General features: G+C 66.2%; 19 protein-coding genes. 12 read left to right on the top strand and 7 right to left on the bottom strand.

Annotation, left to right across the window (positions count from 1 at the left end):
* Window positions 1–18: 18 nt before the first annotated feature.
* The 5 genes from FCN77_RS24970 (at window position 19) to FCN77_RS24950 (ending at window position 5,630) form a co-directional block, all read left to right on the top strand.
* Window positions 19–1,974, top strand: a complete 1,956-nt coding sequence (locus tag FCN77_RS24970; protein WP_137324444.1) for a PTS mannitol transporter subunit IICBA — start codon at window positions 19–21, stop codon at window positions 1,972–1,974.
* Window positions 1,974–3,128 (top strand): mannitol-1-phosphate 5-dehydrogenase, encoded by a 1,155-nt coding sequence (locus FCN77_RS24965; RefSeq protein WP_137324443.1) that lies wholly within the window; start codon window positions 1,974–1,976, stop codon window positions 3,126–3,128. The genes FCN77_RS24970 and FCN77_RS24965 overlap by 1 nt, the downstream gene beginning before the upstream one ends.
* 187 nt (window positions 3,129–3,315) lie before the next feature.
* The gene (locus tag FCN77_RS24960) at window positions 3,316–3,807 is read left to right on the top strand and encodes a GNAT family N-acetyltransferase (protein ID WP_137324962.1); all 492 of its coding nucleotides are present in this window, start codon (window positions 3,316–3,318) and stop codon (window positions 3,805–3,807) included.
* A 121-nt stretch (window positions 3,808–3,928) separates the two neighbouring features.
* The gene (locus FCN77_RS24955; RefSeq protein WP_137324442.1) at window positions 3,929–4,378 is read left to right on the top strand and encodes a MarR family winged helix-turn-helix transcriptional regulator; all 450 of its coding nucleotides are present in this window, start codon (window positions 3,929–3,931) and stop codon (window positions 4,376–4,378) included.
* Window positions 4,379–4,403: 25 nt separating this feature from the next.
* The gene (locus FCN77_RS24950) at window positions 4,404–5,630 is read left to right on the top strand and encodes an MFS transporter (RefSeq protein WP_137324441.1); all 1,227 of its coding nucleotides are present in this window, start codon (window positions 4,404–4,406) and stop codon (window positions 5,628–5,630) included.
* 160 nt (window positions 5,631–5,790) lie between these two features.
* Here FCN77_RS24950 and FCN77_RS24945 read toward each other — a convergent pair whose 3' ends face one another.
* The 3 genes from FCN77_RS24945 to rraA all read right to left on the bottom strand — a co-directional run bounded on the left by FCN77_RS24945 (window position 5,791) and on the right by rraA (window position 9,742).
* Window positions 5,791–7,230, bottom strand: a complete 1,440-nt coding sequence (locus tag FCN77_RS24945) for a sugar porter family MFS transporter (protein ID WP_137324440.1) — start codon at window positions 7,228–7,230, stop codon at window positions 5,791–5,793.
* Between the two features lie 269 nt (window positions 7,231–7,499).
* On the bottom strand, window positions 7,500–9,164 hold the full coding sequence (locus FCN77_RS24940) for an MDR family MFS transporter (protein WP_137324439.1): 1,665 nt from the start codon (window positions 9,162–9,164) through the stop codon (window positions 7,500–7,502).
* 116 nt (window positions 9,165–9,280) lie between these two features.
* A complete protein-coding gene (gene rraA, locus FCN77_RS24935) occupies window positions 9,281–9,742 on the bottom strand; it encodes a ribonuclease E activity regulator RraA (protein WP_137324961.1) in 462 nt (153 codons plus the stop codon).
* Window positions 9,743–9,898: 156 nt separating this feature from the next.
* Here rraA and FCN77_RS24930 point away from each other — a divergent pair, with 156 nt between their 5' ends.
* The 6 genes from FCN77_RS24930 (at window position 9,899) to FCN77_RS24905 (ending at window position 15,563) form a co-directional block, all read left to right on the top strand.
* The gene (locus FCN77_RS24930) at window positions 9,899–11,215 is read left to right on the top strand and encodes an MFS transporter (protein WP_137324438.1); all 1,317 of its coding nucleotides are present in this window, start codon (window positions 9,899–9,901) and stop codon (window positions 11,213–11,215) included.
* A 150-nt stretch (window positions 11,216–11,365) separates the two neighbouring features.
* Entirely contained in the window at window positions 11,366–11,941 is a 576-nt protein-coding gene (locus tag FCN77_RS24925) for a TetR/AcrR family transcriptional regulator (protein ID WP_137324437.1), read from the top strand.
* 303 nt (window positions 11,942–12,244) lie between these two features.
* Window positions 12,245–13,465, top strand: a complete 1,221-nt coding sequence (locus tag FCN77_RS24920; protein WP_254678749.1) for an NADP-dependent malic enzyme — start codon at window positions 12,245–12,247, stop codon at window positions 13,463–13,465.
* 148 nt (window positions 13,466–13,613) lie between these two features.
* A complete protein-coding gene (locus FCN77_RS24915) occupies window positions 13,614–14,114 on the top strand; it encodes a DUF456 domain-containing protein (RefSeq protein ID WP_137324436.1) in 501 nt (166 codons plus the stop codon).
* A gap of 65 nt (window positions 14,115–14,179) precedes the next feature.
* Window positions 14,180–15,145, top strand: a complete 966-nt coding sequence (locus FCN77_RS24910; RefSeq protein WP_137324435.1) for a hypothetical protein — start codon at window positions 14,180–14,182, stop codon at window positions 15,143–15,145.
* Window positions 15,146–15,203: 58 nt separating this feature from the next.
* Window positions 15,204–15,563 (top strand): nuclear transport factor 2 family protein, encoded by a 360-nt coding sequence (locus FCN77_RS24905; protein WP_137324434.1) that lies wholly within the window; start codon window positions 15,204–15,206, stop codon window positions 15,561–15,563.
* A 29-nt stretch (window positions 15,564–15,592) separates the two neighbouring features.
* Here FCN77_RS24905 and FCN77_RS24900 read toward each other — a convergent pair whose 3' ends face one another.
* Window positions 15,593–16,243, bottom strand: coding sequence for a LysE family translocator (locus FCN77_RS24900; protein ID WP_137324433.1), 651 nt, complete (start codon window positions 16,241–16,243; stop codon window positions 15,593–15,595).
* Between the two features lie 105 nt (window positions 16,244–16,348).
* Between FCN77_RS24900 and FCN77_RS24895 the strand changes: the two genes are divergently transcribed.
* Complete coding sequence (locus FCN77_RS24895) at window positions 16,349–16,804, top strand: Lrp/AsnC family transcriptional regulator (protein ID WP_137324432.1); 456 nt, start codon at window positions 16,349–16,351, stop codon at window positions 16,802–16,804.
* Window positions 16,805–16,853: 49 nt separating this feature from the next.
* Here the strand turns inward: FCN77_RS24895 and FCN77_RS24890 are convergent, their stop codons facing one another.
* The 3 genes from FCN77_RS24890 to FCN77_RS24880 form a co-directional block, all read right to left on the bottom strand.
* Window positions 16,854–17,510 carry a hypothetical protein gene (locus FCN77_RS24890; protein ID WP_137324431.1) on the bottom strand — a complete coding sequence of 219 codons (657 nt, stop codon included), beginning with the start codon at window positions 17,508–17,510 and terminating at the stop codon, window positions 16,854–16,856.
* Complete coding sequence (locus FCN77_RS24885) at window positions 17,507–18,997, bottom strand: WXG100 family type VII secretion target (RefSeq protein ID WP_137324430.1); 1,491 nt, start codon at window positions 18,995–18,997, stop codon at window positions 17,507–17,509. Before FCN77_RS24885 ends, FCN77_RS24890 begins: the two co-directional genes overlap by 4 nt.
* A 104-nt stretch (window positions 18,998–19,101) precedes the next feature.
* A complete protein-coding gene (locus FCN77_RS24880; protein ID WP_137324429.1) occupies window positions 19,102–19,569 on the bottom strand; it encodes an Lrp/AsnC family transcriptional regulator in 468 nt (155 codons plus the stop codon).
* Between the last annotated feature and the right edge of the window lie 27 nt (window positions 19,570–19,596).

Raw genomic sequence — 19,596 nt, 5'->3', positions numbered from 1 at the left:
TCACGGTTAGGAAATCACATGGCAACAGAGACAGTTGCAAAACCGCGGACCAGCATGCGGGTTCACGTCCAGAAGTTCGGGACGTTCCTGTCCGGCATGATCATGCCCAACATCGGGGCTTTTATCGCCTGGGGCTTCGTCACCGCCCTCTTCATCCCGGCTGGCATTACTCCCAACACGGAATTGGCCAAGCTCGTGGGCCCAATGATCACCTTCCTGCTGCCGCTCCTGATCGGCTACACCGGCGGTCGTATGGTCTACGGCGTGCGGGGCGGTGTAGTTGGCGCCGTCGCCACCATGGGCGTGATTGTCGGTACCGACATTCCGATGTTCATCGGCGCCATGATCATGGGCCCGCTGACGGCCTGGATCCTGCAGAAGATCGAAAGCCTCTGGGAGAACAAGGTCAAGCCCGGCTTCGAGATGCTGATCGACAACTTCACCGCGGGCATCGTCGCCGCCGTCATGGCCATCTTCGGCATGCTGGTGATCGGCCCGGTGGTGAAGGCTTTCAGCAACGGCGCCAGCGCCGTGGTCGAATTCCTGGTCCACAACGGCCTGCTGCCCTTCACTAGCATCTTCATCGAGCCCGCGAAGGTCCTGTTCCTTAACAACGCCGTCAACCACGGGATCCTGACCCCGCTGGGCACCGAGCAGGCGCTCACCCAGGGCAAGTCCATCCTGTTCCTGCTTGAGGCCAACCCCGGCCCCGGCGTGGGCATCCTGCTCGCCTACATGATTTTCGGCAAGGGCATGGCCAAGGCTTCGGCACCCGGCGCCGCGCTGATCCAGTTCGTTGGCGGCATCCACGAAATCTACTTCCCGTTCGTGCTGATGAAGCCGATCATCATCCTCGCCGCGATAGGCGGCGGCATGACCGGCATCTTCACCCTGGTGCTCACCGGTGCGGGCCTGCGGTCCCCGGCAGCCCCGGGCAGCATCCTCGCCGTTTTCGCGGCAACGGCAAGCGACAGCTACTTCGGAGTGGCGCTCTCGGTGCTCCTGGCCGCCACGGTATCGTTCCTCATCGCTTCGGTGATCCTGAAGTCCAGCAAGACCCCCGTGGGTGAAACCGAGGAGGACAGCCTCAGCGCCGCCACCTCCCGGATGGAAGCCATGAAGGGCAAGAAGAGCTCCGTTTCCTCCCTGCTGACCGGTGCAGGCGCAACCACGGCCGTCATGGCAGGTCCCGTCAGGAACATCGTGTTTGCCTGCGACGCCGGCATGGGCTCCAGCGCCATGGGCGCCTCGGTGCTGCGGAACAAGATCAAGGCGGCCGGCTTCCCGGACGTCAAGGTCACCAACTCCGCCATCGCCAACCTGAGCGACACCTACGATGTGGTCATCACGCACCAGGACCTGACAGAGCGGGCCAAGCCGGCCACGGCCAGCGCCGTGCATGTGTCCGTTGACAACTTCATGAACAGCCCGCGCTATGACGAGATCGTGGAGCTGGTCAAGAGCAGCAACACCGAAGGAACGGCTGCCGAGACCGGTGCTCCCGCTGCTGCAGCCGCGGCATCCGCTGACGCCGCCCCGCCGTCGGACATCCTGGTGGCTGACAGCGTCATCCTCAACGGCACGGCCACAACCCGTGACGCCGCGATCGACGAAGCGGGCCGGCTGCTGCTGGACCGCGGCGCCGTGGACAGCGGATACATCGATGCCATGCACGAACGCGAGGAATCCGTTTCCACGTACATGGGCAGCTTCCTCGCGATCCCGCACGGCACCAACGCCGCCAAGGACCACATCATGAAGTCGGCTGTATCCGTGATCCGCTACCCGAACGGCATCGACTGGAACGGCAAGGAAGTCAAGTTCGTGGTCGGCGTGGCCGGCATCAACAACGAACACCTGCACATCCTGTCCTCCATCGCGAAGGTCTTCACCGACAAGGCCCAGGTGGCCCAGCTTGAGGCCGCCACCTCGGTGGACGAAGTGCTGGGGCTGTTCGGAAAGGTCAACGCATAGTGAAGGCTGTTCATTTTGGAGCCGGCAACATCGGCCGCGGCTTCGTGGGACTGCTGCTGCACCATGCAGGCTACGAACTCGTGTTTGCCGACGTGGCGGAAGACCTGATCTCGCAACTCGCCGCCGCGGACAGTTATGAGGTCCACGAAGTGGGGGAAAACCCCACGGTCAGGACGGTGGACAACTTCCGGGCGCTGAACTCCGGTTCCCAGGAAGCCGACGTCGTGGCGGAGATCGCGACGGCGGACATCGTCACCACCGCGGTGGGACCGCACATCCTGAAATTCGTGGCGCCAGTGATCGCCAAGGGCATCGCCGCCAGGCCCGCGGGGTTGGCCCCGCTGCAGGTGATGGCATGCGAGAACGCCATCAACGCCACCGACATCCTGCGGGACGAAGTGGCTGCGCTCTGGGATCCGGCCGCCGGCCAGCTGGAGTCCGCGGCCGTCTTCGCCAACACGGCCGTGGACCGGATCGTTCCCAACCAGGAGCCGGGCAACGGCCTCGACGTCACGGTGGAGACGTTCTACGAGTGGGTCATCGACCGCACCCCCTTCGGGGACAATGTGCCCGTGATCCCGGGCGCCACCTTCGTGGACAACCTCGAGCCGTACATTGAGCGGAAGCTCTTCACCGTCAACACGGGGCATGCCGCGGCCGCCTACTTTGGCTTCGAAGCAGGGCTTGGCAAGATTTCTGAGGCCATGGCCGACCAGGATGTCGCCGCCGACGTGCGCGCCGTCCTGGACGAGACCAAGGAACTGCTGATCCACAAGCACGGCTTCAACGGCGAGGAGCAGGAGGCCTATGTCCAGAAGATCCTGGGCCGCTTCACCAACCCGCACCTGCCGGACACCGTGAACCGCGTGGGCCGGGCACCGCTCCGCAAGCTCAGCCGGCACGAACGGTTCATCGGCCCGGCTGCGGAACTGGCCGAACGCGGAATCGTGCCCGAGGCGCTGCTTGGAGCCATTGCCGCTGCCCTGCGCTTCAACGATCCCGCCGACGCCGAAGCTGCCGAACTGGCGCAGATCGTGGCATCGTCCACGGCAGCGGAAGCGACCGAGAAGGTGACGGGCCTGGCGCCCGGACACCCGCTCTTCGCCGCCGTCGAGGGGCTGATGGAAGAGATCAAGGCGGAAGTTAAGGCGTAGGAGGCATCACTCCCTGCCGACGACGCCTTTCAGGACGCTCTCTCACTTCCTGCCGGATTTACCCCAACGCTCTCTCACCCCAAAACATGAGGCGGGAGAGCGTTGGGGTTTTTCGTGCGAAAGGTGAGAGAGCGTCCGGCCGTGGCAAGCTGGTCCGGTGACTTCAGAACAACGTGACCAGCCCGCCTTGCTGACCTTCGGCGTCGACGGCGGGACCTTCCGGCTGCGTCCGGCGAACCGGGCGGACGTGCCGCACATCCTCCGGCTCCTGGCCGACGACCGGCTGGGTGCCAACCGCGAGGTCACCTCCGATATGGCCCCTTATGAGCGGGCCTTCGAGGCGATCGACGCCGACCCTGCCCACCTGCTGGTGGTGGGCGAGCTGTTGGAGCCCGGGGCGCTGGCCGGGCCTGTCGTGGCCACGTTCCAGCTGAGCTTCCTTCCGGGCCTGTCCCGCCGCGGTTCCTGGCGCAGCCAGATCGAAGCCGTCCGGGTGGCGGCGGAGCTGCGCGGCCACGGGATCGGGGCCGCAATGGTCACTTGGGCGGCAGAAGAGTCCCGGCGCCGCGGTTGCTCACTGATGCAGCTCACCACCGACAAGTCCCGGACGGGCGCCCACCGCTTCTACGAACGCCTCGGATTCGCGGCCAGCCACGAGGGCATGAAACTCATCCTCTGACGCCCACCCTGGACGCGCGGGGAGCCGTGTCCGCGCGAGAGAGCGTGGGCGTTTTTCGTGCGAAAAGTGAGAGAGGGTGCGCATTGACTGTTAGGTGCCCTAACTGTTAGTCTACCTAACTATGAACGAACCCGAGCCGACACCTGCTGCGCTGCAGGCCCTCGCCCAGGACTTCCGGGAGGCGCTCCGGCACAGCGTCTACCTGGTCCGCCGCCTCGATGCGGACGGTGAGCTCAGCGCCGCACAGCTCAGCACGCTGAAGATGCTGCTCCACAACGGCGTCCGCGTCGGCGAGATCGCACGCAACCTGGGAGTCAAGGTGCCCAGCGCCACCGAACAGATCATTAAGCTCGAGAAAGCCGGCCTCGCCCGCCGCGAGCCTGATCCTGACGATTCCCGCGCCGTCCGCGTTGTGCTGACGGCGGAGGGGCGGTCCGCCGTCGACTCCGCCAATGAGCGGCGCAACGCCGTGATGGCGAAGATCCTGGTGGCGCTCAGCGGCGCCGAGCGGGAAGCCCTCGCCGCTGCGCTGCCGGTGATCGAGAAGATCAACAGCACACTTCAGAACTGAAACCCAAGACTTAGGAGTGCCCTTCATGGAAGGCCAGCTCGCCGCCACGCGGCCAGCAGTAGAAGAAACCCTGGAAGCCGAAAAGGCCTCCTTACTCAAGCAGCCAAAGGCGGTCTGGGCCACGGCCCTGGCCGCGGTGTTCGCGTTTATGGGGATCGGGCTGGTGGATCCGATCCTCCCGGCGATCGCCAAGAACCTGGACGCCACGCCCAGCCAGGTGTCGCTCCTGTTTACGAGCTATTTCCTGGTCACCGCGGTGGCCATGCTGATCACCGGTTACGTGTCATCCCGGATCGGCGGCAAGAAGACCCTGCTTATCGGCCTGGCCGTGATCGTGGTCTTCGCCTCACTGTCCGGACTGTCCGGCAGCGTGGGTGAGCTGATCGGCTTCCGCGCCGGCTGGGGGCTGGGCAACGCGCTCTTCGTGGCCACCGCCCTCGCCGTCATTGTGGGAGTGGCAAGCGGCGGCGCCGGCACGGCGATCATCCTTTACGAGGCGGCACTCGGCCTGGGCATTTCCCTGGGCCCGCTCCTCGGCGCCCTGCTGGGCGGCTGGCGGTGGCGGGCACCGTTCTTCGGCACCGCCGTGCTTATGGCGGCAGCCTTCATCGCCCTGATCGCGCTCCTGCCCAGGACCCCGCTGCCCGAGAAGAAGGTCCGGCTCCGCGACCCGCTGCTCGCTTTGGGGCACAAGGGACTGCGCACGACGGCGGCCAGCGGCCTGTTCTACAACTACGGCTTCTTCACCATCCTGGCTTTCACGCCGTTCATCCTCGGCATGGACGCCTACGGCATCGGCGGGGTGTTCTTCGGCTGGGGCGTGGCCGTCGCGGTCTTCTCGGTGTTCGTGGCGCCTGTGCTGCAGAACCGCTTCGGTGCCACGCGCGTCCTCACCGGCACGCTGGCCGTCCTGATGCTGGACCTGCTGGGGCTGGGACTGGCAGCCGGGCACTCTGTGCCGGCCGTCGTCGTCCTCGTGGTGGTCTCGGGGGCGCTGCTGGGCATCAACAACACTGTCTACACCGAACTGGCAATGGGCGTCTCCGATACGCCGCGGCCCGTGGCGTCGGCCGGCTACAACTTTGTGCGCTGGATGGGCGGTGCCCTGGCCCCGTTCGCCGCCGCGCAGCTGGCTGAGCACTTCGGCCCGCAGGTCCCGTTCTTTGCCGGTGCGCTGGCCATGGTGGTGGCCATCGCCATTGCCTTCCTGGGCCGCCGGTACCTCGCGGCCCACGAACCCCACGTCGTTTAGCCGGAGCGACGCTCTCTCACTTCCTGTCGGTCTTTCACCAACGCTCTCCCACCCCGGTTCGGCGGGTGAGAGAGCGTTCGTGCTTTTCGCGCAGCAAGTGAGAGAGCGTCGGGCAGGTCACTTCGGCGTGTGCCTTCGGACGTGTGCCCTCAGACAGGCATTAGACCTTGACGGTCCCCTTCGGCACGAACAGCGTCTCCGCCTGCTCCAGGGACATGCCGTTGGTCTCCGGCACCTTGAACATCACGAAGAAGAACGACGCCGCCGCGAACGCAGCGTACATGGCGTACGTCAGCGGCAGCGAAGCTACCGCCATGACGGGGAAGCTCAGGGTGATGGCAAAGTTGGCGATCCACTGGGCGGCCGCGGCCAGGCCCAGGGCTCGGGCGCGGATCCGGGACGGGAAGATCTCGCCCAGCAGCACCCACACCAGCGGGCCCCAGGAGGCGCCAAAGCTGATCACGAAGACGTTGGCAGCCACCAGGGCTACGGGGCCCCACGCGCCGGGCAGCGAAATCTCTTCACCGGATCCGGTGGCCGAGGCGAAGGCCAGGGCCATGGCGCCCAGCGAAACAGCCATGCCGATGGAGCCGGCCAGCAGGATGGGGCGGCGGCCGATGCGGTCCACCAGGGCGATGGCCACGAGCGTGACCAGGATGTTGGTGATGGACGTGGCCACGGAAATGGAGAGCGAGTCCTTCTCCTGGAAACCGACGGCCTTCCACAGCGTGGTGGAGTAGTAGAAGATCACGTTGATGCCGACAAACTGCTGCAGCACCGAAAGGGTAATGCCGATCCACACCACAGCCTGCAGCCCGAAGACCTTGCCGCGCAGCGAGCCCTTTTGGCCTGCGAGTTTGTCTTCCTCAATGGCGGACTGGATCTCGCGGATGTGGCGGTCGGTGTCCTCGGACGGGGCGATGGTTTCGAACACCTTGCGTGCCTCGTCCTCCTTGCCCTTGAAGACCAGGAAGCGCGGTGATTCGGGCAGGGTGTAGGCGATCCAGCCGTAGACAACGGCGGGGACAGCACCCGCGAGGAACATCCAGCGCCAGGCTTCCATGCCGAGCCAGAGCGCCTGGTCCGCGCCGCCGGCGGAGTTGGCAAACAGGGCGTCGGAGAGGAGGGCGGCGAAGATACCCGTGGTGATGGCAAGCTGCTGGAGCGATGCGAGCCGGCCGCGCACGTGCCGCGGCGAGATCTCCGAGATGTAGGCCGGAGCAATGACGGAGGCCAGGCCGATGCCGAGGCCGCCCACCAGGCGCCAGAAGATCAGGTCCCAGACGCCGAACGCGAAGCCGGTGCCGACGGCGCTGATCAGGAAGAGGACGGCGCCGAGCTTCATGGCGGGGATGCGGCCGTACTTGTCTGCCACTTTGCCTGCCAGGAAGGCGCCGGCGGCGCAGCCCAGCAGGGCGACCGCCACGGCGAAGCCGGTGACCGCCTCGCTCAGGGCGAATTCGTCCTTGATGGCGTCTACGGCGCCGTTGACAACGGAGGAATCAAAGCCGAAGAGGAACCCGCCCACCGCTCCCGCGATGGCGAGGCCGATCACCTTGCGGGGAACGCCAGGGCGGCCTTCGGTGCTGGATGTGGACATGGATCTCCCTTGGGATTTTGATGCGTTGGGTTTTTAGCTGTGCGGACATCGTTGACCACGGAACCGGCCCTGCTGGCCGGCGCACACGCGCTAAACAGTGTGCCACTTCACGCTGTGAGGTTCCACTTAGGGACGGAGGACGACGACGGCGGGAGGCGCCGCCGTCGTCGAAGAAACGGCCGAATACACAACCGCAAAAAACACAACGGCAGGCAGTCCGAAGACTGCCTGCCGTGAGGTGAGCCGGAACCCCGGCGAGGGAAGCGGACCTAGTGGGCCGGGACGGATTCAGATGCTGCTCGCTGCGCGACGGCCTTCGGGTCGGTGAGCTTCTTGTTCGGCAGGGCGAAGCTGATCAGGAAGGCGATGCCGGTGAGCACGGCGGCCGTGAGCATCACGGCGTCGATGGACTGTGCGAAGCCCTCGGTGATGGGCCGGGTGAGTACCGGATTGGCCGTGTGCAGCCAGCTGGTGTCATTGAGGGAATCGTTGCTGGCGCCGTTCTGGAAGAACTCGTAAAGCTTGGCGTTGGCCGGGTCGGCCGCCACGGCGGGGTCCTTCAGGACCTTCAGGTAGTCGGCGTTCTGCATGGCGTCCTTCATGCCGGTGGCGATGCGGTCCGCGGCCAGGCTGAACAGCATGGAGATGAAGACCGCTGTGCCCACGGCGCCGCCCATGGACCGGAAGAACGCCGCGGAGGAGGTGCCCACACCCATGTCCTTCGGCGGAACGGACACCTGCATGGCCAGCGTGAGCGGCTGCATGCAGAAGCCCAGGCCCAGGCCGAAGAACACCGCGATGACGCCCGGAACCCAGAGCCCGGTGTCCACGCCCAACGAGAAGCCCATTACCAGGGCTGCGGCGGTCAGCACGGCCGTGCCCACGATGGGGAAGATCCGGTACGTGCCCGACGCCGAGATGGTCCGTCCGGCCGTGATGGAACCGGTCAGGATGCCCACGGTGAAGGTGATCATCATCAGGCCGGCCTCGGTGGGGGTGAGGCCCTTGACCAGCTGGAGGTACATCGGGAGCATCGCGATGGCACCGAACATGCCAATGCCGATGATGAAGTTCAGCAGCGAGGACAGCCCGAAGGTGAGGTTGCGGAAGAGCCGGAGCGGAATGAGGGCGTAGTCGCCCGCGCGCTTCTCGGCCAGCAGGAAGGCGATGATGCCCACGATGCCCAGGCCGATGCACAGCAGGGAGCCCGCCGAGGTCCAGCCCCAGCTGCGGCCCTGTTCGGCCACCAGAAGCAGCGGAACGATGGCCAGCGTGATGGCCGCGGCGCCCCAGTAGTCGATCTTCTGCTTCACGTGCTTGGCGGGCAGGTGCAGGTACAGGAAGACGACCGCCAGCGCGGCGAGGCCGATGGGCAGGTTGATGAAGAACACCCAGCGCCAGCCGTCGAAGCCCAGGATGTTCGCGGAGCCTGCGAAGGCGCCGCCCACCACGGGTCCCAGGACGGAGGAGATGCCGAAGACGGACATGAAGTAGCCCTGGAACTTGGCCCGGTCCTTAAGGGCCACAATGTCGCCGATGATGGTCAGCGCAAGGGCCAGCAGGCCGCCGGCGCCCATGCCCTGGATGCCGCGGGCGATGGCCAGCTCGGTCATGGAATGCACGGAACCGGCGTACAGGGAGCCGGCCAGGAAGATCACGATGGCGGCCAAGTAGAGCGGGCGGCGGCCGAAGATGTCGCTGAGCTTGCCGTACAGCGGTGTGCTCACCGTGGACGTGATGAGGTATGCCGTGGTGGCCCAGGCCTGCAGGGAGAGGCCGTCGAGGTCGTTTGCGATGGTGTAGATCGACGTGGACACGATGGTCTGGTCCAGTGATGACAGGAACATGCCGAGCATGAGACCCACCATCACTGTGATGGTCTGACGCTTGGTCAGGACGTCCCCGGCTGCGGGCCCGGCGGCGGTTTTGGACATGACTGCTCCATTACAAAGAAAGGGGATTCAAGCTTGATAGTTGCTTTCAGTAACTATCTTACGTCGTGATTTGTTCCCCTGGCTCTGTGAAAGCCCTGCGAAATGAGGAATTTACCTCAGCGTTCCACCAGGATCCCGTCCGGATCGCACCAGATCATGGCGCCGGGGCGCACCGTGACGCCGTCGATCTCCAGCTCAACATCGGTCTCTCCGGCGCCGTCCTTTGCGCTCTTGCGCGGATTGCTGCCCAGCGCCTTGACCCCGAGCGGCAGGTCGGCGAGGACCTCGCGGTCCCTTACTGCGCCGTTTATGACGACGCCGGCCCAGCCGTTCGCCACGGCGCTCGCCGCGATCATGTCCCCCATGAGCGCTGTGCGAAGGGAGCCGCCGCCGTCCACCACCAGCACGGCGCCCTCGCCCGGCGTCCCCAGGGTGGACTTGACCAGGGCGTTGTCCTCGAGGCACCTAATGGTGCGGACCGGCCCGCTGAAGTGCGACAGCCCGCCCAGCGACTGGAACTGCAGCGCTAACGAATCGAGTTCCTCGCCGCGTTCGTCGTAGAGGTCGGCGGTATTAATGCTGGGGCGGCCGGGGTGGTGGAACCCTGGGGCGTGTCTGCGGGCGAAGCGGTCATTGGTTCTCCTCGGAATGGCTGTGGACAACCCGGGTGCGGGCCGTGGTGCTCACGATAGTCTGAAAGTACACCGACCATCAGTTCCTTGGGGGGAGCCGCAATGAGCCTGTCCGACCTGCCGGGGCACGTCCCGGATCCTTCCGTTGCGGCTGCATCGCCGGGGGAATGGCGCACGGCGGCCCTCGCCGAGCCGAAGCGGCGCGTCCGCCCGCTCTGGACCACCGGCGTGGTGCTGGTGAATGTCGGCATCAATGCGGCTTTCTTCGGGCCCATCCAGGTGCTGCTCGGCCAGCAGGCGGCTCATTTCAGCGAAGGCGACAAGGAAGCCATCCTGGCGCTCGTCACCGGCGCCGGAGCAGCCGTCTCGCTGGTGGCCAACCCGCTGTTCGGCGCCTTCAGCGATCGCACCACGTCGCGGCTGGGCCGCCGCGTTCCGTGGGTGCTCTTCGGGGCCATCCTTGGAGCCGTCGCGCTGATCGCCCTGGCCGGCGCCCCGAACGTGGCCGTCATGACGTTCCTGTGGTGCCTGGTCCAGGCTGGCTGCAACGGGGCGTACGCCGCCATCACTGCTGCCATCCCGGACCGGGTGCCGGTGCCGCAGCGCGGCACGGTGGGCGGGCTCGCAGCCATGGGGCAGACGGTGGGCATCCTGATCGGCGCGGTGATTGCCGCCGTCGTCAGCGGGAACTTCGGCGTGGGGTACCTCGTGTGCGCGGCTGCGCTGGTTGCCGGCGTCGCGCTGTATTTCTTCAAGAGCGACGACGTGAGCCTTCCCGCGGAGGGCCGGCCGCCGTTCAGCCTGGCCGCGTTCGCCCGGGGGTTCTGGATTTCGCCGGCTCTGTATCCGGATTTCGCCTGGGCCTGGCTGACCCGGCTGCTGGTGAACATCGGCAACCACATGGTGACCCTGTACCTGCTGTTCTTCCTGACTGACGCGGTGCACGTCAAGGAGACGCAGGGGATCGAGCCGGCCTTCGGCGTGCTGATCCTCACCGGCCTGTACGCGGTGATGGTGATCGTGACCAGCGTGATCGGCGGCCCGCTCAGCGACCGGATGGGCAAGCGGAAGCCGCTGGTGATCGCCTCGTCGGTGATCATCGCGGTCGCATCGCTGATCCTTGCCTTTGCGCCCACCTGGGCCGGGGCAATTGCCGGCGCCACGGTGCTGGGAATCGGCTTCGGCGCCTATCTGGCCGTTGACTTTGCGCTGATAACCCAGGTGCTTCCCAGCGCGCTGGACCGGGGCAAGGACCTGGGGGTCATCAACATCGCCAACTCGCTCCCGCAGGTCCTGGCGCCCCTGATCGCTTTCCCCTTCGTCACGCTGTGGGGCGGCTATGTTTCGCTGTATGTCGCGGCCGCCGTGATCGGGCTGCTGGGAGCCGTTTTCGTCGTGAAGATCAAGGGCGTGGACTGAGAACACGTGGCAAAGCGCTGCCCCGCTGCACAGCCTTTTCACTGATTGGCGCCAAGATTGGTGCCGTATAGTGGACTCGAATTGCTGCGGCAGTGCTGTGATGGGGATCCGCCTGACCGCTGTACGAAACCCACTCCCGGAACGCTGCTGATGCTTGAACTCAACTCAGATATCCCGCCCATGGCCGCGCCGCCGACCCTGCCCAGACAGCAGATCCGCTATGCCCGGATCCTGGACGCCGCCGCCGGATTCGCCCGGAAGGGCCTGGATTCCGTGAGCCTTTCCGAAGTCTCGGCCAAGGCCGATGTTCCGCTGGGAACCCTGTACCGGTATTTCCCGTCCCCCGCGCACCTGATGCTGGCGCTCTACCGGAAGCAGCTCAGTGAACTGCAGGTGGGAAGCTGGCCGGACACCGGGGGCAGCCGCGTGCGTTCGCTGGCCGGCGTGGTGATGGAGATCTTCCATATGCGGCTGATGCAGCCCGCGGTGGAGCAGTGCCTGAGCCAGGGTGTCTACACGAAGGACAAGGACACCACGGGCCTCCTGCGCGAGATCGACGTCATTGCCGAGCAGGCAGTCACGGTGGCAAGCGGCGACGCCGCCAAGTCCCGCGTGCTCCTGCTGACGGTCTCCGGTCTGGTGCAGGCCGTCCGCTGCCGCCGGCTGTCGCTGTTTGAGGCCGAGGAAGACCTGAAGAAAGCCTGCTCGCTGCTCACCCGGTGCTGACCGAAGCCGTAACCGGTCTAGACCACTAAAGGCCTTCCGGCTCGGTTTTTGTGTGATGTGGATCACGCCCAGGAGTGAATAAACGTTTTAGCATGACCGGTGGTCGGCCCAGTGGCAATTCGGGTGGGCCCAGTTGTTTACGATTGCAGGACCGGAGTGGCTAGCAGCCCGTACTTTGCAGGAGCTTCACCGCGGTCCGCCATCCTTGGACCGCAGAATTTCCCGACTGTCCATCTTGAGCCCCCTATGTGCTTGAGCCTTTTTTGTGCCGTGCGCCCACGGCTAGCCCTAGGAGACAACGACGTGTCCACTGAAATCATCGCTCCCGCTGACAGCAGTTCCGCTAATGACTCCTCGGACACGGCAACCGTGCTGTCCGACGAGGAGATCTTCGAAGCCCACCAGGGCGGCAAGTTGTCCATCTCCAGCACCGTCCCGCTCTCCAGCAAGCGCGATCTTTCCATTGCCTACACTCCGGGCGTTGCCCAGGTCAGCCGCGCGATCCACGCCGAACCGGAGCTCGCCAAGACCCTTACCTGGGCCCAGCGCCTGGTTGTAGTGGTCAGCGACGGCACCGCCGTCCTGGGGCTTGGCAACATCGGCCCCAGCGCGTCGCTGCCCGTCATGGAAGGCAAGTCTGCCCTGTTCAAGTCCTTCGGCGACCTTGACTCCATCCCGCTGGTGCTCAACACCACCGACGTGGACGAAATCGTTGAGACCCTGGTCCGCCTGCGCCCCAGCTTCGGCGCCGTGAACCTTGAGGACATCTCCGCACCGCGCTGCTTCGAGCTCGAAGAGAAGCTTATCGAAGCCCTGGACTGCCCTGTCATGCACGATGACCAGCACGGCACCGCCGTCGTGGTCCTCGCCGCACTGACCGGCGCTGCCAAGGTGACCGGCCGCGAACTTGAAGGACTCCGTGTGGTGGTTTCCGGTGCGGGTGCCGCAGGCATCGCCGTCGCCGAAATACTGCTCACCGCCGGCATCCAGGACGTTGTCCTGCTTGACTCGCGCGGCGTCATCAACAAGGACCGTGCGGACATCGCTGCCGACGCCGCCAGCAAGAAGGCCCAGATGGCCCAGCGCAGCAACCCGCGCGGCATCACCGGCGGCCCCGGCGAGGCGCTGCTCGGCGCCGATGTGTTCATTGGCGTCTCCTCCTCGCAGCTGGACGAGGAGCACCTGAAGCTGATGAACCACGGCTCCATCGTGTTCGCCCTGTCCAACCCGGACCCTGAAGTCCTTCCCGAGGTCGCCTCCCGCTATGCCGCCGTCGTGGCCACCGGGCGGAGCGATTTCCCCAACCAGATCAACAACGTGCTGGCCTTCCCGGGAATCTTCCGCGGGGCGCTCGACGCCGGTGCCCGCCGGATCACGCCCGCCATGAAGCTTGCCGCCGCCCGCGCCATCGCCGAACTGGCCGAGCCCGAGCTGTCCGCGGACTACATCGTGCCCAGCCCGCTGGATCCCCGCGTCGCTCCGGCAGTTTCAGCCGCCGTGGCCGCCGCGGCCGAAGCGGAGTAACCGCGGAGTAACCCTTCCGCCAGCAAGTTCGACGGCGGCGCCTCCCGTGCTGGGGAGGCGCCGCCGTCGTTGCCGTTCGCCATCGTTGTCCTTAGCCGCCGACGTCTTCGAAGGCATGCTGTCCCTGGCGGAACCTAGACTGAGGTGCATGAACCCCGAGATCCTCGTGACCATCCTCTGCGGCCTGGCCATTCTGGTAGGCGTCGCCGGCACCGTCATCCCTGTCCTTCCGGGCAGCATCCTCATCGCCCTCAGCCTGCTTGCCTGGGCCATCTGGGGCGGTGCGGGAACCGGCGGCTGGGTGGTGTTCGGCATCGGCATGGCCTTTGTGCTGGCCGGAATGGCGGCAAGCGCCGTGCTCACGGGACGCAAACTCCGGGAGCACCGGATCCCCAGCCGCAGCGTGGCGGTGGGGCTGGTCCTTGGCGTTGTCGGCATGTTCCTCATTCCGGTGGTGGGCCTCTTTGTGGGCTTCGCCGCCGGCCTGCTGCTCAGCGAATCGCACCGCACGCGTGATTTCAGGACCGCCGTGACCACCAGCTGGGCAGCGCTCAAGGCCACGGGGCTGGGCATGCTGGTGGAATTCGGCCTGGCATGCCTCGCCGCGAGCACGTGGGTGATCGGCGTCTGGGTGGCAGCGGCCAGCTAGCTGCACTGCTGGCTGCGAGCCGGCCCCTCCGGCCTTTGTCCAGCGGGCACTACTAGCATGGAGGAATGACCGCCGGGCAGACCTCTGGACCGATCTACCGTGACACCCGCGACCTCACCCCGTTCGGCAACGGGCAGATCCGCACGCCGGTGCGTGACCTCGCCGGCGGCGTCGGCGGGATCCTCCACAGTGTCCTGGGCGGCCGCGGCGGTGCGCTGATCAGCGTTGACGGCCCGGTCCCCAGACTCAAACGGCTCCCGGGCAGGGCCGCCAGGGCCGTGTATGACGCGATCTTCCACAATGCCGATCCCAACCGCCTGATCGCCACGGGCCGTGAGTACCCGGGCTGGGCTGGGCTCTGCGGCGTGATGGCAGGGCTGCTCGCCTACAAGCAGGGCGGCTACCTGCGCGCCTCGGAACTGCTGCAGCGGGGCCTTTCCACCAGGAACGACGACGACGCCAACCAGTTCGCTGCGAGTTACCTGACGCGTGTGGTCACCACGGTCGAAGTCGCCGAACGCGTCGAGGTTCCGGTGCTGTTCAGTGAGGAGGCAGTGTTCCTGACCCTTTCGCACTCCCTCCGGGAAACGGGACATCTGGAATCGGCGTTGCAGACGGTGGCCATGCTGCCGCCGTCGTTGCCCGCCGCACTGGCCCGCTGTTCGCTGGCGTATTCGCTGGAGAGGGATAAGGAAGTGGTGGTCTGGACCGAGGGGCTGCTTAACGCGGACGACCTCTCCGCCGCGCTGCTGCTGATCCGGGCCCGCTCGCTCCGGCGGCTCGGCGCGCACTCCGCGGCACAACAGGCGCTGAAGGAGGTCCTCCGGCGGCGGAAGACGGACCTGGCACTTCGCAACGATGCCCTGACCGACCGCGCCCTGCTGCTGCTGGACAACGGGCGCAAGTCCCTCAACCCGCGTGACTGGCTGCGGGGCCGGCCCGCCGAACTCGAAACCTTTGAAGTCATCCGCAAGGACGTTGAGGAGCGCCGCCTGTGGGAACAGGAATGGAAGAAGCTGGACGGGGAATGACCCGCCGGCCGGGTCCGACGCCCTTGTGGGCGGTGGCGCGCCGCGGTACAACGGACCAATGAGCGATGCAATCAGGCAGTGGATGGAAAAATACCTCACGGCGTGGACCACCAATGAACCGGACGACATCCGGGCGCTCTTCACAGAGGACGCGGTCTATGCCACCCGGCCCTACGACCCGGACGCGTGGCGCGGCCACGGGCAGATCGTGGAACACTGGCTGACCGAGGCGGATGAGCCCGAGGAATGGACCTTCGAATGGTCGCCGCTCGGCTCGGACGGCGACCTGCACTTTGTCCAGGGGCGCACCACGTATCTGGGGGACCGGCCCAGCTACGAGAACCTCTGGGTGGTCCGGCTCGCACCGGACGGCCGCGCCACCGCCTTCACAGAATGGTTCATGGAACGCAAGGTCTGAAAGACACGATCCAGCCCCGCCGGCTGGCGCTACTGCCAGGCGAACCCGGCCACCACGGGAATCAGCTGCTCGGACAGCAGCGCGGTCCCCAGTGCCATCATGATGACCCCGCTGGCAAGCGTCACCCGCCGGGCTGCCCCCGGGCGCGAGTGCAGCAGCTTACGGGAGAGCAACGCCACGCAGGTGTAGACGACGCCCGCCAACAAAACGAACGTCAGGCCCAGCAGCCCGGACTGCACCGGAACCGGCAGGGCCGCCTCCGGGCTGACGAACTGCGGAACCAGGGCCACGAAGAACAGCAGCCCCTTGGGGTTGATTCCGCTGGTGCCCACGCCCTGCAGGAAGCTGCGGAGCTGGGTGGAAGATGCCGGCGAAGTCACCTCGGCGGTGAAGGTGGCGCTGCGCCAGGACCGGATGGTGCCGAAGCCCAGCCACAGCAGGTAAGCCGCGCCGGCCACGGTCAGCCAGCCAAGGACACCCGGAAGGCCGGCGAGCAGTGCGGCCAGGCCGGCCACCATCAGTACGGTGTGCAGGACGTAGCCGCCGCAGAGGCCGGCCACCGCAGGGACGAAGCTGCGCTGTTTCAGGCCGGCCGCAATGGAGTACGCCCAGTCCACGCCGGGCGTGCAGGCAAGGGCGCACGCGACCACCAGGAATGCGAGGAATAGCTGGGGATTCACGGGCGGCCTCCTACGGTCTGCTGATAGGAGCAACTCTAGGCAACTTCGCGCCATAAGTGTTCCCTGATTTACTCAGGAAATGCTGTCAGCGAGTAAGATAATTGCGTGATTGACCACATTGACAGAAATATCTTGCGCTACCTCAAGGAGGATGGCCGGATGACGGCTACGGCGCTTGCCGCGAAGGTGGGATTGACGGTTGCGCCGTGCCACCGGAGGCTGCGCGACCTGGAGTCGTCTGGCGTGATCAGGGGATACCGCGCGGACATCGACCCCGCCGCCGTCGGGCTCGGATTCGAGGCGATCGTTTTCGTCACGCTGCGGCAGGTGGACCGGCCCACCATGGAGATCTTCGAGAGCCGCGTGGCGGACAATCCCAACATCGTGGAGGCGCAGCGGCTGTTCGGCTCACCGGACTACCTCCTGAAGGTCATCGCGGAGGACCTGCCGGCGTACCAACGGTTCTACGACGCCGAGCTGACGTCCCTGCCCGGAGTGGAGCGGCTGACATCAACGCTGGTGATGAAGAACCTGAAGTCGAACGCCGGACCGCCGGTCTAGGCTGTGCGGCTGCGGTGCGTCGGGCGCTGCCCGTTAGGCCGCGGAACAGTCAGGCGGCCGGGCTGACATGGACGATGATCACCTGGGTGTCCTTGGCGCCGTCGTACCGGAGGTCGTAGTTGACTTCCAGGCCGGTGTCCGTGCCTGAGGTGATGGAAAAGTCGCTCTTCGTGGCGGGGTCCGCTTCCGCTGAGGTGATCCACCGTTCGGCGGAGGCGCTGTCGATTCCATACCGCTGCACGCCGTCGCGGATGAGGCTGAAGTAGGCTTCCGGCGAGTCGGCGGTGAGGAAGTAGGTCACCTCGCTGAAGTCCGTGCGCGCGGCGGTGGTCTTGAAGCGGATGCGGTCGGTTTCGCCGGTGATCTCGCCGTTGGGTGCGACAACCGTCAGCGCGATCTTGCCGGTGTCCTGCGTGTTGATTTCCGGGCCGAAGCTGTCCGCGGTGACCCGCACGTCGGCCTTTTTCAACGAGCCCGAGCTCATGTCCAGCCGCGCGGTCTTCGTGGCACGGATCTGTTCCACTCCGGCGGCGTCGAGGGTGGAAAATTCGGAGGTGCTCACGGTGCTCCCTTGGGACGTCGGTTCGGTGGCGATGGGGCTGCTGATCTGGCAGCCGGTGAGGGCGAAGCTTCCGGCCAGGACAAAGAGGACGACGGCGGCCTGCCGCCGAAAGCACCGGCGGGAGGTCAGCCGGGCGGGCCTCACTGGTGCACCTCGGCGTCAAAGCCGGAGACGAAGCGGTCCATGATGCCCGGAATGTTGTTGGTGGGCCGGTACTGGTCCACCCGGTCGTTGAAATCGGAGCCGATGATCTGTTCGGCCCGGGCCGGGTCGGTGGCCAGCAGGTTCTGGTAGGCCGGCAGGGTGTCCTGCTGGATGAGTGCCCAGCGCTGGTCGGCGTTGGCGATGTTGCCGTCCGGAAAGCCGGTGGTGAAGTCGGTGCGGAACTGCGTGGGGTTGTCCCAGTTGGTGAACGGCACGTTCTCCGGTCCCGGACTCTCCACGCTGAACTTGTAGGGGAACACCTCGGGGTAGCTCTTGGCGCCGGGGATGGACGGTTCGCCGGCCAACGTGACCATGTAGGTCACGGCCTCCCCGCCCGGGTGGCCGCGCATGCTGTCGTAGTCGTCAGCGATGATTTCGTTCTGCTCGCGGTACAGGAGCGCGGTGTTGCCTTCCTGCACCTGGGCGGGGTCGCCGGAATCGATCTGTGCCCACGAGCGTGCCGTTTCGGGGTCGATGGCGCCGGAATCACGGAGCCGGTTGATTTCGTCCAGGCCGCCGTTCATGTAGGCCTGGTGCTGCCGGGCCTGGTCCAGGAAGATCTCCTTGTTCATGTCCAGCATGCTGGTTTCGTAGAACTTGATCTCCTGGTCGGTCATGCCCGCCAGCTGCTCGATCTGGTCCAGCACCGGCAGGGGGATGTCCGACGCCGGGTTGTCGGCGATCTGCTGGGCGAGGTCCCGCATCATGGCCATGTCTTTGAACCCTCCTGCGAAGGACGGGCCGATCATGTTGGCCATTCCGGCCCATTGCAGGTCGGGGTTGGACAGGTATGCCTGGCCGTAGAAGTCGTAGACCTTCTTGATGGTCTCCCAGTTGTACTCCGTGCCCTTGGACGTGTCCCAGTCGGCGGGGTCGATGCCCATGTCCCGCATGGCCTGCTGGTTCCAGTAATCAGTGAGGAAGTGCGAATATTCCGGGGAGTTCTTGTCGACCAGCCCGGAGTCTGCGGCCGCGTCCAGGGCGGCCTTGGCGGCGTCCGGGTTTTCCAGCGCCCACTTCTTGAACTCGTCGCTGTTCAGGTAGGCCGCACGTTCGGCCGGACTCATGCCGTTGAGCCTGTCCGTCAGTTCCTGCGCGGCGCCGTCGGTCGGAGCATTGCCCGCGCCGGTGCCGGTTCCGCCTGCGCCTCCTGTCGAGGCGGCGCTGGCCCGGTCCTGCTGACCCGCGTTCTGCAGCAATGCTTTCGATGCCTGCTGGATGCCGGCGGCGGCCGCCCGGAGCGCCTTCGCATGGGAGCTGTTCCAGTCGCTCCGGAACCGGTCGCCGTCGTGGCCCTTCCACGGGCTGGAAGCGATTGAGCTGCCCAGCTGTTGCCCCAGCTGGTCCAGCCGGCTGGCGCCGTTCGCCAGGTCCTTGGCGAGCTGGCGCAGCTGCGCGACGTCCGCACCGTAGAAGTTCCCCGCCATGTTTCCCCCTGTTGAAGTCCACGGTCAGCCTAACGGCTTTGGTGCGAAGGCGGCGATGGGGAGAGGTCCCCGTCCCGGGCAACCGATGAGGAAAGAGAAGCCGCTCAGGCGCCCAGCAGCCCGGTGGTGCGGTACGGGATGACTTCGCGCAGGAACATGCTGGTGGACGTGCGGACGATGCCCGGGCAGAGCCGGATCTCCTCGGACACCCGGTAGAGGTCGTCCGGGCTCTTGGCCACCACGCGGATCAGGAGGTCGGTGTCGCCGGCAGGTGCGTGGCACTCGAGGACTTCGGGGATCTTACGCAACGCGGCGATGGCCTCGTTCAGGTGGCTCTGGTCAAGTTCCGCGCTCACCGATGCGGCCACGCCGCGACCGAGGGCCGAGGGCAGGACCCTGCTGCTGTTGGGACGGAGCGCCCCCGACGACGCCATCCGCTCCAGGCGCGACTGCACGGTTCCGCGCGCCAGGCCGAGCTTTTGCGCCAGCACCATGATGGGGACGCGGGGGTCTTCGTCGAGAGCCGCGAGGATTCGCCGGTCGGTGGCGTCGAGTTCCTGCAATCTGATCACTTCCTGCCTGGGCAGCGCTCCGTGATT

It is taken from the genome of Arthrobacter sp. 24S4-2 (assembly GCF_005280255.1).
Lineage (GTDB): Bacteria > Actinomycetota > Actinomycetes > Actinomycetales > Micrococcaceae > Arthrobacter.
This window is presented reverse-complemented; position numbering and strand designations above follow the sequence as displayed.

Bases quoted from the DNA above. Each gene is read 5' to 3' on its own strand.
- FCN77_RS24910 (WP_137324435.1), top strand. From the start codon at position 14,180: ATGACCGCCGGGCAGACCTCTGGACCGATCTACCGTGACACCCGCGAC.
- FCN77_RS24950 (WP_137324441.1), top strand. From the start codon at position 4,404: ATGGAAGGCCAGCTCGCCGCCACGCGGCCAGCAGTAGAAGAAACCCTG.
- FCN77_RS24885 (WP_137324430.1), bottom strand. From the start codon at position 18,997: ATGGCGGGGAACTTCTACGGTGCGGACGTCGCGCAGCTGCGCCAGCTC.
- FCN77_RS24970 (WP_137324444.1), top strand. From the start codon at position 19: ATGGCAACAGAGACAGTTGCAAAACCGCGGACCAGCATGCGGGTTCAC.
- FCN77_RS24905 (WP_137324434.1), top strand. From the start codon at position 15,204: ATGAGCGATGCAATCAGGCAGTGGATGGAAAAATACCTCACGGCGTGG.
- FCN77_RS24930 (WP_137324438.1), top strand. From the start codon at position 9,899: ATGAGCCTGTCCGACCTGCCGGGGCACGTCCCGGATCCTTCCGTTGCG.
- FCN77_RS24925 (WP_137324437.1), top strand. From the start codon at position 11,366: ATGCTTGAACTCAACTCAGATATCCCGCCCATGGCCGCGCCGCCGACC.
- FCN77_RS24915 (WP_137324436.1), top strand. From the start codon at position 13,614: ATGAACCCCGAGATCCTCGTGACCATCCTCTGCGGCCTGGCCATTCTG.
- FCN77_RS24955 (WP_137324442.1), top strand. From the start codon at position 3,929: ATGAACGAACCCGAGCCGACACCTGCTGCGCTGCAGGCCCTCGCCCAG.
- FCN77_RS24940 (WP_137324439.1), bottom strand. From the start codon at position 9,164: ATGTCCAAAACCGCCGCCGGGCCCGCAGCCGGGGACGTCCTGACCAAG.
- FCN77_RS24945 (WP_137324440.1), bottom strand. From the start codon at position 7,230: ATGTCCACATCCAGCACCGAAGGCCGCCCTGGCGTTCCCCGCAAGGTG.